This window comes from Fredinandcohnia onubensis, assembly GCF_002734285.1.
Taxonomy (GTDB): domain Bacteria; phylum Bacillota; class Bacilli; order Bacillales; family Bacillaceae_L; genus Ferdinandcohnia; species Ferdinandcohnia onubensis_A.
The window spans coordinates 319,262-332,985 of sequence record NZ_NSEA01000011.1 but is presented as its reverse complement, the minus strand read 5'-3'; the positions used below and the strand labels follow the sequence as shown (position 1 = coordinate 332,985).

Annotated in this window: 17 protein-coding genes; 11 read left to right on the top strand and 6 right to left on the bottom strand. The window is 37.9% G+C overall.

Going from position 1 to position 13,724, the window contains the following annotated elements:
- The first annotated feature begins 620 nt into the window (after positions 1-620).
- Complete coding sequence (gene rarD, locus CKJ95_RS13020; protein WP_099353857.1) at positions 621-1,562, top strand: EamA family transporter RarD; 942 nt, start codon at positions 621-623, stop codon at positions 1,560-1,562.
- A gap of 39 nt (positions 1,563-1,601) precedes the next feature.
- Here rarD and CKJ95_RS13015 read toward each other — a convergent pair whose 3' ends face one another.
- Entirely contained in the window at positions 1,602-1,784 is a 183-nt protein-coding gene (locus tag CKJ95_RS13015) for a YkvS family protein (protein WP_099353856.1), read from the bottom strand.
- A gap of 209 nt (positions 1,785-1,993) precedes the next feature.
- Between CKJ95_RS13015 and CKJ95_RS13010 the strand changes: the two genes are divergently transcribed.
- Positions 1,994-2,848: a patatin-like phospholipase family protein gene (locus CKJ95_RS13010; protein WP_099353855.1), complete on the top strand. Its 855-nt coding sequence runs from the start codon at positions 1,994-1,996 to the stop codon at positions 2,846-2,848.
- A gap of 49 nt (positions 2,849-2,897) precedes the next feature.
- Here CKJ95_RS13010 and CKJ95_RS13005 read toward each other — a convergent pair whose 3' ends face one another.
- Positions 2,898-3,647 carry a hypothetical protein gene (locus CKJ95_RS13005; RefSeq protein WP_099353854.1) on the bottom strand — a complete coding sequence of 250 codons (750 nt, stop codon included), beginning with the start codon at positions 3,645-3,647 and terminating at the stop codon, positions 2,898-2,900.
- 223 nt (positions 3,648-3,870) lie between these two features.
- On the opposite strand from CKJ95_RS13005, the gene CKJ95_RS13000 reads away from it, so the two are divergent.
- From CKJ95_RS13000 to CKJ95_RS12960, 8 genes are all read left to right on the top strand, one after another.
- Entirely contained in the window at positions 3,871-4,065 is a 195-nt protein-coding gene (locus tag CKJ95_RS13000) for a hypothetical protein (RefSeq protein ID WP_099353853.1), read from the top strand.
- A gap of 92 nt (positions 4,066-4,157) precedes the next feature.
- A complete protein-coding gene (locus CKJ95_RS12995) occupies positions 4,158-4,610 on the top strand; it encodes a MarR family winged helix-turn-helix transcriptional regulator (protein WP_099353852.1) in 453 nt (150 codons plus the stop codon).
- Positions 4,611-4,748: 138 nt separating this feature from the next.
- Positions 4,749-5,492 carry a GTP cyclohydrolase II gene (locus CKJ95_RS12990; RefSeq protein WP_099353851.1) on the top strand — a complete coding sequence of 248 codons (744 nt, stop codon included), beginning with the start codon at positions 4,749-4,751 and terminating at the stop codon, positions 5,490-5,492.
- Positions 5,493-5,632: 140 nt separating this feature from the next.
- On the top strand, positions 5,633-7,006 hold the full coding sequence (locus tag CKJ95_RS12985; protein WP_099353850.1) for an aldehyde dehydrogenase: 1,374 nt from the start codon (positions 5,633-5,635) through the stop codon (positions 7,004-7,006).
- Positions 7,007-7,247: 241 nt separating this feature from the next.
- Entirely contained in the window at positions 7,248-7,838 is a 591-nt protein-coding gene (locus CKJ95_RS12980) for a cell wall hydrolase (protein WP_099353849.1), read from the top strand.
- 107 nt (positions 7,839-7,945) lie between these two features.
- The gene (locus tag CKJ95_RS12975) at positions 7,946-8,905 is read left to right on the top strand and encodes a nucleoside hydrolase (protein ID WP_099353848.1); all 960 of its coding nucleotides are present in this window, start codon (positions 7,946-7,948) and stop codon (positions 8,903-8,905) included.
- Between the two features lie 196 nt (positions 8,906-9,101).
- Positions 9,102-9,443: a DUF4257 domain-containing protein gene (locus tag CKJ95_RS12970; protein ID WP_099353847.1), complete on the top strand. Its 342-nt coding sequence runs from the start codon at positions 9,102-9,104 to the stop codon at positions 9,441-9,443.
- Between the two features lie 213 nt (positions 9,444-9,656).
- Complete coding sequence (locus tag CKJ95_RS12960) at positions 9,657-11,276, top strand: ABC-F family ATP-binding cassette domain-containing protein (protein WP_099353845.1); 1,620 nt, start codon at positions 9,657-9,659, stop codon at positions 11,274-11,276.
- Positions 11,277-11,312: 36 nt separating this feature from the next.
- Here the strand turns inward: CKJ95_RS12960 and CKJ95_RS12955 are convergent, their stop codons facing one another.
- Entirely contained in the window at positions 11,313-11,528 is a 216-nt protein-coding gene (locus CKJ95_RS12955; protein ID WP_099353844.1) for a spore germination protein, read from the bottom strand.
- 110 nt (positions 11,529-11,638) lie between these two features.
- Positions 11,639-11,824, bottom strand: a complete 186-nt coding sequence (locus CKJ95_RS12950; RefSeq protein WP_099353843.1) for a hypothetical protein — start codon at positions 11,822-11,824, stop codon at positions 11,639-11,641.
- A gap of 174 nt (positions 11,825-11,998) precedes the next feature.
- Here CKJ95_RS12950 and CKJ95_RS23385 point away from each other — a divergent pair, with 174 nt between their 5' ends.
- On the top strand, positions 11,999-12,154 hold the full coding sequence (locus CKJ95_RS23385; RefSeq protein WP_180271354.1) for a hypothetical protein: 156 nt from the start codon (positions 11,999-12,001) through the stop codon (positions 12,152-12,154).
- Positions 12,155-12,221: 67 nt separating this feature from the next.
- On the opposite strand, the gene CKJ95_RS12945 is transcribed toward CKJ95_RS23385, so the two are convergent.
- Both CKJ95_RS12945 and CKJ95_RS12940 read right to left on the bottom strand, forming a co-directional pair.
- A complete protein-coding gene (locus CKJ95_RS12945) occupies positions 12,222-12,416 on the bottom strand; it encodes an alpha/beta-type small acid-soluble spore protein (protein WP_099353842.1) in 195 nt (64 codons plus the stop codon).
- A 100-nt stretch (positions 12,417-12,516) separates the two neighbouring features.
- Complete coding sequence (locus CKJ95_RS12940; protein WP_099353841.1) at positions 12,517-13,449, bottom strand: CobW family GTP-binding protein; 933 nt, start codon at positions 13,447-13,449, stop codon at positions 12,517-12,519.
- Positions 13,450-13,724 lie beyond the last annotated feature (275 nt).

Sequence of the window (13,724 nt, the reverse complement as noted above, 5' to 3'; positions counted from 1 at the left end):
TTTTTTTAGTCTTGATTTACTATCGGTGTGTGTTTTTTTGGTGTGGGGTTTCTAGAGGTGATTTGAAATTACGGGAAAATCCTAAAAGGTGCATATAAGTGGTATTTGGGTTGTGTTTTTCCATAGTCTTACAAAAGTGGTGTCATATACGTGAAATAACAGTAGAGTTTTTCCTGAAGTAACCAAAAGTGAAAGTTGAAAAGCTTTGGAGTATCATCGACTTCCTAAAAAATGGAAAATAATGTGTGTCCAGAGGCATTGGAGTAGTACCAATCACCTAAAAGATGGAAAGTGGTGTGAGTCTAGAAGCATTGGATTACCATCAGTTTCCTAAATAGTGGAATTTGATATAAGTCCAGAGCCTTTGGAATACCATCAATCTCCTAAATAGTGGAAAGTGACATAAGTCCAGAAGCATTGGAATACCACCAACGTCCTAAAAAGTGGAAAGTTATATAAGTCCAGTGACATTGGAACACCACCAACAGTGTACTTCAGAAGATTTGTGGACTACTTAAAGTCAGATATCCTCAAAATTCCAATTCATTTTCATTGTGAAATATCGGAAACCGAAATATAATTAACAAATGATAAAAAATGAATTGGAAAGAAGGATCATAATGGGTCAAGATGACATAAGGGAGTATAAAATTGGAATCTTGTATACGGCGATTGCGTATATTGCGTGGGGAGTTCTGCCTCTTTATTGGAAATTAATTGACTATGTCCCAGCAGTCGAGATTTTAGCACATCGGATTGTTTGGTCGCTCGTCTTCGTGCTGATAATCATCCTCATTTCCAAAAAAGCCAACCAGCTGGTAACAACCATCAAAGAGATTGTCAAAAATAAAACCAAACTAATTGGGATTATCGCTTCATCAATCCTTATTACAGTCAACTGGGCGACTTACATTTGGGCTGTTAATACCGATCATATTATTGATGCAAGTCTAGGGTATTACATCAACCCATTGGTTAGTGTTCTATTGGGGATTATTGTTCTTAAGGAACGTTTATTGTTTTGGCAAGGCGTTTCATTTGTGTTAGCCGGTCTTGGGGTTCTCATTTTAACTTTACAGTACGGAAGTTTCCCCTGGGTTGCGATTACGCTCGCATTAAGCTTTGGATTTTATGGATTAACAAAGAAACTTGCAAAACTTGATTCCTTAATTGGACTCGCGATGGAAACAATGGTAGTTGCACCGATTGCCCTTATTTATATAGGAGTTCTTTACAACAGTGGAGTTGATTCTTTCACTGGCGCAAATTTTAACGTGCAACTATTATTAATGGGAGCTGGGGTCGCAACAGCATTGCCATTGTTATGGTTTGCGGCGGGAGCAAATCGAATTCCATTATCTGTGCTAGGAATCTTGCAATATATCGCGCCAACCATAAGCCTTGTATTAGGAGTATTTTTATTCAAAGAGCATTTTACAAAGGCACATTTCGTTACATTTTTATGTATTTGGTCAGCATTACTGATATACTCTTTCTCTAAATCAAAATTCTTAACATCTATTCAACCGAAATTTACGAAAGATAAATCGTTAGGTGCATAACAAAAAGGGAGCCGAACTAAATGGTCAGCTCCCTTTCTATTATATTGCTGTGACAATCTTATAGTTTTTATGATTTACAACAGTACGACTCTCTAAATCTAGATCTCTATAATTGTCCATATATGTTAAGTCCACGATAACTGAGTTTTCATTTACTTTTTCAACGACGCCTTTTAGTCCTTCTTTGAACTCAATGACATCCCCAATTTCTGCAATTTTCATAATGTCACCTCCATGGAATTCTATGAATCTTCAAATAAAAGCGAATCGTGCTTTTATTTACAAAAAATCCATTTTTTTATATTTTGCCTTACTTTTGTAAAATAGTAAAGCGTTTTCAATGATATTTTATTTAAAATTTTTGTAAAAAATGTGACAATCTATAAATTTTTTTTTATATTATTTAATATGCCTGTCTAAAGGGAGAGAGAATAATGAAAGATACAGGATTGGTCTTAGAAGGTGGAGGCATGCGTGGTGTTTACACCGCTGGCATCCTTGAATATTTTATGGAACAAAATATCTATTTCCCATATGTAGTTGGCGTATCTGCTGGGGCGTGTATGGCAGCATCATATTTATCTAGACAAATGGGAAGAAATCGTACGGTTAATATTGACTACGTTAATCACCCAAACTACTTGTCATTCAGGAATTTTGTGAAGCACAAGCAGCTGTTTGGAATGGATTTTATATTTGATGAAATTCCTAATAAACATGTGCCTTATGACTATGAATCTTTTTATCAAGCAAAAGAAGAATTTGTGGTGGGTACAACAGATTGTGAAACAGGGGAACCTATTTATTTTCATAGAGAGGATTATGGGAATGACATGTTAAAGGTCATTCGAGCATCCAGTTCATTACCGTTTGTTGCGCCAATCATTGAATTTAATGGAAAAAAATTATTGGATGGAGGCATCACGGATCCCATTCCAGTGATAAAAGCTCAGCAAGATGGAAATCAGAGAAATGTTGTCATATTGACTCGCAATCGCGGTTATTTGAAAAAGAAATCAAATATGACATGGGTTTTGAGGCGTTCTTATAAACAATATCCTAATTTGGTTAAAGCAATTGAAACACGATATCAGCGTTATAATGAGACAATTGCTTACTTAGAGAAAGAAGAAAAAGCCGGTAGGGTCTTTGTATTTAGCCCGTCAGAGCCACTTGAGGTGGGAAGGGTTGAGAGGGATCCTGTTAAATTAACGAACCTTTACGAGCTTGGGCTTAAGGATGCGGCTGCTCAGTTTGAAAAGTTTCAGGAATGGGTTTTGGCATAAAAGGCTGAACAGAAAAAGGTGCCTCAAAGGAGACACCTATAATGTAAATCTATCTACCAAAACCGCCCATCATCCCAGGGCCACCCATTGGGCCATGCTGCTGTCCACAGGTGCAGCCAGGGCCATGTGGTCCATGAGGCATCATCATATTTGGTGCCATTCCAGGGCCTTGAGGAGACATCATACCAGGATTACCTGGTCCCCCAGGTCCGAATCCCCCCATCTCACCAGGAGCCATTCCAGGTCCTTGAGGGCCAAAACCGCTCATCTGTCCAGCACCAGCTCCCTGAGGGCCAAAACCGCTCATTGGTCCAACACCGGGTCCTTGAGGGCCAAAACCGCTCATTGGTCCAACACCAGGTCCTTGAGGGCCAAAACCGCTCATTGGTCCAACTCCAGGTCCCTGAGGGCCAAAGCCGCCCATCATTCCAGGTCCGCCCATTTGGCCATGCTGCTGTCCACAGGTGCAGCCAGGGCCATGTGGTCCATGTGGAGCCATCATATTTGGTGCCATTCCAGGACCATATGGATTAAATGCTGCTGGCATTACAGCTTGCTCGTCGCCGGGACCAGCACCACATCCACAATCATCATCCATCATGTGTTGTTGGGTAGGTAAAGAGAAGCTGCCTTGAACCTCTTGTGGAAAGCCAGTTCCTGGGTATCCCATTTGTGGAATATTCATTTCCATAAGCATTCCTTGCGGTCCGTAGCCAGCGCCAGCGCCGGGTCCATAGCCTAAGCCTTGTTGATTACTCATATTCGGATTAAAACCATACGGGTTTTGATAATTTTTCATAAAAATCCACCTCTTTATTGAATTCATACAGTTAAAAAGTCAGCAAACACATTATTAAATTTTTTGAGGGCTTTTTAATTTTCTACTTCGTCATAATGCCTACTAGACATTTCCCCATATCTTATGCCTAATGACGTATAGTGTGTAGGATAGAGGTATAAATGGGTATTAGCCTTGTTTCTAATAATTCGAACCACTATAATTTAAAAAGAGGTGTATACATATGAATGAAGAATTTGTAAATGAAATTTTAAATAAGCTCAGGGATGGAGAGTTAAATGAATACCTTGTGAAAAAAGATCAATTCCTTGAGTTCCGAAATACATTGGTTAAACGGGAAGATTTTAAGCATTTTAGAGGAATTGCCCATCATGGTGGGGATGTTCTGTACCGATATACGGAAGTCGCAAGGAGCTAATGGGCACTAAGTCACAGAAACAAACTTGACAGAGAACATGAAAATTTAGTAAAATTATCTTGAATTCGAGATAATGAAAAAGGGTGGATCGTATGGAAGCAAATGAAGCAGTAAATGTTCCTAACCTCTCCTTGAAATTTTTTGTCATACTATCTAGAGCATTTCGATCTGTAAATGAGCGGGTAGAAGAGGATGTAAAAGGATACGGATTAAATCTAACTGAATTTGCCGTGTTAGAACTTCTCTATCATAAAGGGGATCAGCCAATTCAACATATTGGTAAGAAGGTCTTATTATCGAGCGGAAGTATAACATATGTTGTGGATAAATTAGAAAAAAAGAATTATATTTCAAGAAAACCATGTCCGAAGGACCGACGTGTTACATGGGCATCCATTACGGATGAAGGTAAACAATTTATGGATACGATATTTCCAAAGCATGAACAGGCTATTGAAGAAATTGTCGGGGTTCTGTCTGATTCTGAAAAAGAAGAAATGATGGTGTTATTGAAAAAGCTTGGATATCACGCTGATAAACTGTAAATTTTACTAAATGAGGGGCTATTAGATAAAGGATATGAAGTGTATATTTCTTGACCTCCCTTTTTAATAATTCTATACTTTCAAAACATAGAGTAGAAATAAATTTACAAGTGGTAACATTAGAAAGGGAGAATTCTTATGGTTTCAGAAAAGGTGAAAGACCTTCTTTTAAATAAAATGAACATGATTCATAAACAAGGGGAACAGGATATTTGCTTAGTTGGACCTGTAACATTACCCGTACAATTAGATGATCAAGTTGTGACTTTTAAATGGTATACATGGCTAAAGATGGAGAATGGAATGAGTAAAGAGGAAGTTCTAAACTTTCTTCCTACAGCTAATTTAGCAGAAATGCAGCAATCATCTGTACTAGTATATGGTGATTTTGACACAGAACATGATGCGCTAATCAGAATGCATAGTATTTGCCATACCGGTGATATATTCGGAAGCAAGCGTTGTGATTGTGGTTTCCAGTTGCGGGAGTCCATGAGAATGATTGTCTCAAATGGCTCTGGGGCTCTCTTTTATCTTGCAGATCACGAGGGAAGAGGGATTGGCTTATTCTCAAAATCATTAGCGTATATCCTTCAGCAAGAAGGGCTAGACACAGTCGAAGCAAACCTTGCATTAGGCTTTAACGATGATAGCCGCAACTATGAAGATGCGATTCGCGTGCTTTCAGAGCTACGTTCGAAGCCGGTTACCTTAATTACGAACAATCCGAAAAAACTAGCTGCATTACAAGAATACGGACTATTATCAGATACTCATGTCCCACTTTGGGGAGATGTTTCTGAATACAATCAAAAATATTTAGCCACAAAGGTTGAAAAATCAGGTCATATTCGAGTAAAAGAAAAAATTGCAACACTCTAATACGAAATCAAAGGTAAGCCATTAAAAATGTGGGCTTACCTTTTTTCTGCTCTCTATGTAGTATTAACTTGTTTTTTGTTGAAAAATAGTATGTACTATTTATAAATAGTAGGAAATCCTGTTGAAATGGGGGAAACGTAGTGGAAAGCTATGGTGCATTATTAAATAAGCAACGTGAATTTTTTTCTACAGGGAAAACAAAGGAAGTTGCCTATCGGATTGAAGCTCTTAAAAAAATTCGAAATCTAATTAAATCACATCAAAAGGAAATTATGGAAGCATTACATAAAGATTTAAACAAATCTGAGTTTGAATCATATACGACTGAAATTGGCTTTGTATTAGAAGAGCTTAAGTTTACGATGAAGCATCTTGAAAAATGGGCAAAACCAAGAAAAGTAAAAACGAGCCTGACTGGTTTTGGAAGTAAAAATTATATTTATCCTGAACCATACGGGGTGGTCTTAGTCATATCACCTTGGAATTATCCGTTTCAGCTCGCATTTGCACCATTAATTGGGGCAATCGCAGCAGGAAACTGTGCAATCTTAAAGCCTTCTGAGCTAACCCCAAAAACGTCTGAATTACTAACAAAACTGATTCGTGAACATTTTCAAGAGGACTACATTGCAATTGTTGAAGGGGGTGTTGAAACAAGCACGGCCCTTTTAGAGGAAAAGACAGATTATATCTTTTTTACAGGAAGTGTAGCCGTTGGAAAAGTGATTATGGAGGCTGCAGCTAAACAATTAACACCTGTTACCCTTGAACTTGGAGGGAAAAGTCCTTGTATTGTCCACAAGGATGCGAATCTTCGGTATGCGGCAAAGCGAATTGCGTGGGGGAAGTATACGAATGCTGGACAAACCTGTGTCGCACCGGACTATCTGTATGTTCATAATGAAGTTAAAGAAGAATTTTTGAATCTGTTAACAGAAGCGATCCAGGAATTGTATGGGAATGCCTTAAGTAAAGATAGCAAATTTACGAAAATTGTAAGTGAGCGGCATTTCAATCGACTTACTTCCTTTATCGATAATAGTGGCGTTATATACTATGGTGGTGAGTCGGATGACGATAAGCATCTGATTGCGCCTACAGTTTTGACTGATGTTACATGGGAGCACCCGATCATGGAGGATGAAATTTTTGGTCCAATTTTGCCTGTGATGGGGTACGACGATATTTTACAAACCATCGATGAGATCAATAAGCGCCCAAAACCACTTGCATTGTATATTTTTTCAGAAGTGGAACGAGTGCAAAATAAAGTGCTAGAATCAATCTCTTTCGGTGGTGGTTGTGTGAATGATACGGTTTATCATTTTACTTCACCCCATCTACCATTTGGCGGCGTAGGTGATAGTGGGATTGGTGCCTACCATGGAAAAGGAAGCTTTGATGTATTTTCTCATGAAAAAGGGATCATGAAGCAAACAACAAAGTTTGACCTTCCGTTGCGCTACCCAACTACCAAGTATGGGTTGAAGCTAATTAAAATGATTATGAAATAACGGAAATATGATAAAAATGTTGATAACTTGACTGAGATGTTTGTAAAATTCAATCTGCATTTTTCCATCTTGTCCAAGATTTAGGTGGTAAATATAGTAAGGATATTTTTTCCAATAATATCTTGAGACAAAGTGTCTCTAAGTCTCTAGTATCCTACCACTTTTTGGGCAATGAATCGAAATATTACAGCTGTTAACCTTCTAGTAGAGCCAAAAACGACGATTACTAGGAGGAAAAAACATGAAAAACCTTAAAAGAATTGGATTCGCAACAGCATTAACTTTTACACTATTAGCTTCAGGTGTGAGTGCATCGGCAGCAACTCATACTGTAAAATCAGGTGATACATTTTGGAATCTTGGCATGAAGTATGGTGTATCAGTATTAGACCTTAAGGAAACCAATAACCGAACAAGTGATATGATCTATCCAGGTGAAGAGCTTGAAATACCAGAAGTAGTGACGAGTCAAGATAAGGAATTACTTGCGAAACTTGTACATGCTGAAGCGAAAGGCGAGCCATATGCAGGGAAGGTTGCCGTGGCTACTGTTGTGTTAAACCGTGTCGATTCATCTGAGTTCCCCGATACGATTAAAGAAGTAATTTACGAAAAAGTAGAAGGTGGTTCTTATGCATTTAGCCCAGTGGCTGACGGTTCAATCAATCAACAGGCTGATGAAGAATCAAAACGTGCAGTAGACGAGGCCATTACGTTCCGCGGACAAGGAAAAGGGTCATTATTTTTCTTTAATCCAGATAAAAGTTCAAATCCATTTATGATGGCTAGAGAAGTAACAACTGTCATTGGAAATCATCGATTTGCAAAATAATACTTTTCCCAAAACACTCATTTCGTCTCATAGCGAAGTGGGTGTTTTTTTTTACTTCTCAACATATAGTGAATATTATGTGAGTTTAAAAAAAGGGAGCGGTGTTAATGGCAGCTAAGGTATTGTTTTTTGGAGATCCGGGAATTGATGATTCGATCGCAATTATGTATGGATTACTCAATCCTGCTATTGAAATAGTCGGGATTGTTCCGAGTTACGGGAATGTGACACAAGAACAAGCGATTCAAAATGTTGCCTATTTATTATCATTAGCAGGCAAAACGGATATTCCAATCATAGCGGGTGCAAAGGGACCGTTATCTGGAGAAGCGACAGCTTATTACCCTGAAATTCATGGAGAAGAGGGTCTTGGCCCCATTCAACCACCCGATACACTGCCTTCAGCTGAGTTGTTAAATTTTGATGAGATTTTTAAAATAATTGAGAAATATGAAAATGAACTTTATATCGTCGATGTTGGGCGTTCTACATCACTCGCGATCGCCTTCATCCTTGGTGATGAGGTAATGAATAAAGTAAAAGGATTTTATATTATGGGTGGGGCATTTTTTGTTCCTGGAAATGTCACTGCTGAAGCAGAGGCTAATTTTTATGGTGACCCAATTGCCTCAAACCTTATCTGTGAACGTGCACATAACCTGGCTATTCATCCTCTAAATGTAACAATCCAAGCTATCTTAACTTCTGAAGTAGTTGACCAAATTGTAAGACAGGGAACAAATAATCCATATCGAAATTTAATTCGTCCGATTTTTGATTATTATTATGAATTTTACAAGAAGAGCATGCCTGGAATTCAAGGGACACCACTACATGATGTAGTTGCCCTAAGCGCAATAGTAAATCCTTCCATTATGCAATATGCTAGGCGCAGAGTACAGATTGAAATGTCCGGGATATTAAAAGGGGTGAGCGTCGCAGATTTTCGTGCTAATCCAGACAAGGAGCCTGTTGAAACATTAGATCGGATTGCATTGCGTTTCGATTATGAAAAGTTCATAACTGATTTTATTCAAGTAATGACAAACGATAGAGTGGGTAGGTAGTTTTATGCAGTCCTTTAGGGGCTCGAAAAAGTTTTTAGAATGAAAATGGGACATTAGTATCACAAAAGTATTTTTAATTTTCCGAAAATATACCCAAGCTTTCTTATTCACATTTGGTATATAATGTTAATAAGGAAGCTTCCATTTGTTGCCTAAGGTCAAGCATTACTAAATCTGGACTTTAGGGGGTGATGACATGTTGTTGCATCTTGTGCTAGCAATCTTTATTGGTGGCTCTATGGGGTTATTGGGACATGCTAAAAAACAAGGGAAAATTGAGAAACCTCGTGTAACAAAACGCTTCATCTACCTTGGATTCTTAGAAGAAATGCTTATTGGAACCATTGCGGCAGTATTAATCGTAGCTTCGAGTGACACCGAATCGATTTTTCGTGTCATATTCCTTTCGATTTTAGCAGGTTACGGTGGTGAAAAAATTATTCAGGGATTCGGGGCCGTAAGACAACCAGGTCCGCCAAACGAATTGCCGCCAAAAAATCTAGAACAGGAGAGCAATAAGAAGAATGATGCTATTTGAATGTAGAAAATTTAAAAAAGAAAAACGTGGTGTTTTTTAATGACTCTTTTGGCAGGGAAACTTGTGGAAGGGGTCATTTTTATTTTCGGATTAATAAATATGTCACAATGTGGCAACGGCTTGTGACCACAAAACGTGGACCCAAAACTAGTGTTGTTTCTATGAAAATGGTATAATCAGTAGCAATGACATGAAATGGAGGATTTATATTACATGATTACAGTTACAAATGTAGGTTTGCGTTACGGTGACCGCAAGCTTTTTGAAGATGTTAACATAAAATTTACACCGGGAAATTGTTATGGATTAATTGGAGCGAATGGTGCCGGAAAATCTACCTTTTTAAAAATCCTTTCAGGTGAGATTGAGCCACAAACCGGTGACGTGCATATGACACCAGGTGAGCGCCTTGCATTCCTAAAACAAAACCATTTTGAATATGAAGAACATGAAGTACTAAAAGTTGTGATTATGGGACATGCCCGTCTATATGAAGTGATGCAAGAAAAAGACGCAATCTATATGAAGCCTGATTTCTCAGATGAGGACGGAATGAGAGCTGCTGAGCTTGAAGGGGAATTTGCTGAGTTAAATGGTTGGGAAGCTGAATCAGAAGCAGCCATTCTTTTAAAAGGTTTAGGAATCCCAGAAGAGCTTCATACGAAGAAAATGGCAGAATTAACAGGTTCTGAGAAAGTAAAAGTATTATTAGCGCAAGCCTTATTTGGTAAGCCAGATGTGCTTTTACTTGACGAGCCTACCAACAACCTGGATTTAAAAGCAATCCAGTGGCTAGAGGAATTTTTAATTAACTTTGAAAATACTGTAATAGTTGTATCCCATGACCGTCATTTCTTAAATAAGGTATGTACGCACATGGCTGACCTCGATTATGGAAAAATCCAAATCTATGTTGGTAACTATGACTTCTGGTATGAATCAAGCCAGCTTGCTTCAAGAATGGCACAAGATGCAAACCGTAAAAAAGAAGAGAAAATTAAAGAACTTCAAGCTTTTATTGCGCGCTTTAGTGCTAATGCATCAAAATCAAAACAAGCAACTTCTCGTAAAAAGCTTTTAGATAAAATTTCACTTGATGATATCAGGCCGTCTTCTCGTCGTTATCCATTTGTTGGGTTTACGCCAGAACGTGAAATCGGTAATGACTTACTACGTGTTGAAGGTCTTACAAAGACAATTGATGGTGTTAAGGTGCTTGATAATGTGAGTTTTATTATAAATAAAGGCGACAAGCTTGCGTTTGTAGGTAAAAGTGAAATTGCGATCACAACATTATTCAAGATTTTAATGGGTGAAATGGAAGCAGATAGCGGTACGTTCAAATGGGGCGTTACGACATCACAAGCCTATTTCCCTAAGGACAACACGAAGTATTTTGATGGTAATGAGCCAACGTTAGTTGACTGGCTTCGTCAGTTCTCTCCAAATGATCAAAGTGAGAGTTTCCTGCGAGGATTCTTAGGTAGAATGCTATTCTCAGGTGAAGAAGTATTGAAAAAGCCAAGCGTTTTATCTGGAGGAGAAAAAGTACGTTGCATGCTTTCAAAAATGATGCTAAGTGGTGCAAACGTGCTTGTGCTAGATGACCCAACAAACCACTTAGACCTAGAGTCTATTACAGCTTTAAATAATGGATTAATTGCATTCAAAGGATCCGTTTTATTTACATCACATGACCATCAGTTCGTTCAAACAATTGCGAACCGTATTATCGAAATTACACCAAATGGTCTTGTTGATAAGCAAATGACATATGATGAATATCTTGAAAATACTGAGCTTCAAAAACAAGTAGAAGCCATGTATGCATAATATGAAAAACCGTCTTACCTTATAGGTAGACGGTTTTTATGTGTCAGAAATATTTGAGTCGACACCATCCGGGTCAATGGTGTTGGAAGTACTCGTACCATTATTATTTGTAATATTGATACCCGTGTTAAATGATCCCGAACCTGCGATTGTTTTACTGGTTGAAGTAGGAGAGACATAAAAGGAATTACCTGTAGTGATAATACCTTCATTGCTGTTAATTCGTATTGGTCCTAAAAAGATAGAAGCCATATGCTTTGCACCCACCTTCGATTATCTCGGTAGTACTAGCATATGGCAACTTTAGAAATGTGAAAGGTACAAACCCCTAAAAATTCAAAAAGGATAAGCCGTTGTGGCTATCACTTCCCTAATAATGCTAAAATTCCTTTAAAAATTAGCACAAAAGAAAAGACAATAATCGTAATGGCACCCACTAGAGTAAATACGGAATGTAGGCTCGTTAATACGCTATCATATTCTGTTACCTTAATAAGGGCAAAACCTGCTAAAATACATGCCAAAAATAAAATAGACAATCTTTCCATATGATTTTCCCTCCTTTACTTCATCATATGTCCCATTACGGAGAAAGTGAGGAAAACAAAGATGTTTTACTCATTTTTTCATAATCAGGAATAAAAACTCTTTTCGTGAATACAATGGTCATGTCGGAAAAAAGCGGATAAAATTGAAGGTTAGAAAACGATAGGGTGGGAAAGATGGCATTAGTTAAAAATTGTATTATTGTCGTACTGTTTGCGTTGTTAGTGGTGGGAATGATTCTACTTGGGGTAAGGACAATTGAGGCAAAGGGAAATCCAACAGTGATGAAGACAACAGATGAAATATATGTTGAAAAAACCGTTCATTTCTAGGTGAATGACGGTTTTTTTGGTTTTAAAAAAGGAGGCCCAGTATATGGACCCCCTTTTACGTGAATTGTTACTGTTGTGAACCATTTGTAAGTTGCTGCTGCGCCATTGCAACGAGGCGTTTCGTCATCTCGCCTCCAACGGAGCCGTTCGCACGTGCGGTCGTATCTGCACCAAGCTGAACTCCAAACTCATTGGCGATTTCTTCTTTCATTTGATCTAGAGCATTTTCGCTACCAGGAACCAATAGTTTGTTTCTTGCCATGATACATCACTCCCGACAGAAGTTTTTTTGAGTAACCAAACGATTACTCATTCTTAACTTCCCACGATCTGTGATAATCATGCTTGGAAATGTGGCCCAACTATTCAACCTTCAAACTTTCTTCCTCTAGTTTCTCCATTTCTGCCTTCATCCATGTTGGGTCCAATTTTTCACCGATAAATACCAAAGTTGGCTTATAATTCATAAGCTCTTTTAAGTAAATGGGTGTTCCATAGGAGTATTGGAATAAATAAGTGTTGTTCGAATGGGTAAACTTTAAATAGCCCTTAATCCGGTAAATTGTTTCAGGCATCTTTCTGAGCCATTCTTCAAATAAATCGAGATCAAGTGCATTTGAAAATGAATGCACATATGTTTTTAGCTTCAAATCGAGATGTACATGTGCTCGCTCATGTGGTTTTTGTTCGGTTTTTTTAATTGTACGGAGATCATCAAGCTTCACCGATGCATGCTTCGTTAGCAAACTTCGTGCCTCGCTATTAATGGATTGAATTTCAAATAACATCTGACCTTGTTCCATTTCAGACAGCTGGTCGATTTTATTGAGTAGCAGGACATCCGCATGATGAATCTGTTCACGTAAAAGCATTTGTAATTGAGGACTTAAGGAATCCCTTTCTTTCCAACGATACACATCAATTAGTGTTACAATCGACTGAACAAATAATTGATCAGCAAAAAGCGGTGACATACATGCATCTAATACTTCAATTGGATGAGCAACACCTGTTGTTTCAATATAGATGGCATCTAAGTCATAATCCTGTAATAGTCCTTGCAAATGGACCTCAAGCTGTCCTTGAATCGTACAGCAAACACAGCCATTTAACAGTTCTTTAAGTGGGGTGTTATCTGAAACTGCGTTTGAATCAATCGATACTTGACCTAATTCGTTCATAACAACAGCAACTTTTCGATCTAATTGCTTTTCTTGCTTAAGAATATTTTGTAATAGGGTGGTTTTCCCACTTCCTAAAAATCCAGATAAAATAAAAACCTCAACTTTTTCCATAAAAACTCCTCATTCTTAATAGTCCATTTTCTTATTAAAGGTGAATAACCTCTATTATAGCGAAAAATTGCTTTTAAGGAAAAGTAGGAACCTTGTTAGTTGGATTTGACAGAAATTAGGTATCAATAATATACTAAACCTAACAAAATTCGAAAGGAATGGTAAGGGGCAATGGATAACTAATCTTATTTTCGTACCGATTTTTCATTTAGGAAAAACGTGTATCTAGAGAATAGGATTCGTATGCCCATTTCCATGTCCTTTTGTACAATAAA

What these genes read in the sequence shown, in the direction of transcription:
- CKJ95_RS13000 (WP_099353853.1), top strand. Translation starts at nt 3,871, where the DNA reads ATGAATGAAGAATTTGTAAATGAAATTTTAAATAAGCTCAGGGATGGA.
- CKJ95_RS12980 (WP_099353849.1), top strand. Translation starts at nt 7,248, where the DNA reads ATGAAAAACCTTAAAAGAATTGGATTCGCAACAGCATTAACTTTTACA.
- CKJ95_RS12950 (WP_099353843.1), bottom strand. Translation starts at nt 11,824, where the DNA reads ATGGAAAGATTGTCTATTTTATTTTTGGCATGTATTTTAGCAGGTTTT.
- CKJ95_RS12990 (WP_099353851.1), top strand. Translation starts at nt 4,749, where the DNA reads ATGGTTTCAGAAAAGGTGAAAGACCTTCTTTTAAATAAAATGAACATG.
- CKJ95_RS12945 (WP_099353842.1), bottom strand. Translation starts at nt 12,416, where the DNA reads ATGGCAAGAAACAAACTATTGGTTCCTGGTAGCGAAAATGCTCTAGAT.
- CKJ95_RS12940 (WP_099353841.1), bottom strand. Translation starts at nt 13,449, where the DNA reads ATGGAAAAAGTTGAGGTTTTTATTTTATCTGGATTTTTAGGAAGTGGG.
- CKJ95_RS13015 (WP_099353856.1), bottom strand. Translation starts at nt 1,784, where the DNA reads ATGAAAATTGCAGAAATTGGGGATGTCATTGAGTTCAAAGAAGGACTA.
- CKJ95_RS12970 (WP_099353847.1), top strand. Translation starts at nt 9,102, where the DNA reads ATGTTGTTGCATCTTGTGCTAGCAATCTTTATTGGTGGCTCTATGGGG.
- CKJ95_RS13005 (WP_099353854.1), bottom strand. Translation starts at nt 3,647, where the DNA reads ATGAAAAATTATCAAAACCCGTATGGTTTTAATCCGAATATGAGTAAT.
- CKJ95_RS12995 (WP_099353852.1), top strand. Translation starts at nt 4,158, where the DNA reads ATGGAAGCAAATGAAGCAGTAAATGTTCCTAACCTCTCCTTGAAATTT.
- rarD (WP_099353857.1), top strand. Translation starts at nt 621, where the DNA reads ATGGGTCAAGATGACATAAGGGAGTATAAAATTGGAATCTTGTATACG.
- CKJ95_RS23385 (WP_180271354.1), top strand. Translation starts at nt 11,999, where the DNA reads ATGGCATTAGTTAAAAATTGTATTATTGTCGTACTGTTTGCGTTGTTA.
- CKJ95_RS12975 (WP_099353848.1), top strand. Translation starts at nt 7,946, where the DNA reads ATGGCAGCTAAGGTATTGTTTTTTGGAGATCCGGGAATTGATGATTCG.
- CKJ95_RS12955 (WP_099353844.1), bottom strand. Translation starts at nt 11,528, where the DNA reads ATGGCTTCTATCTTTTTAGGACCAATACGAATTAACAGCAATGAAGGT.
- CKJ95_RS12960 (WP_099353845.1), top strand. Translation starts at nt 9,657, where the DNA reads ATGATTACAGTTACAAATGTAGGTTTGCGTTACGGTGACCGCAAGCTT.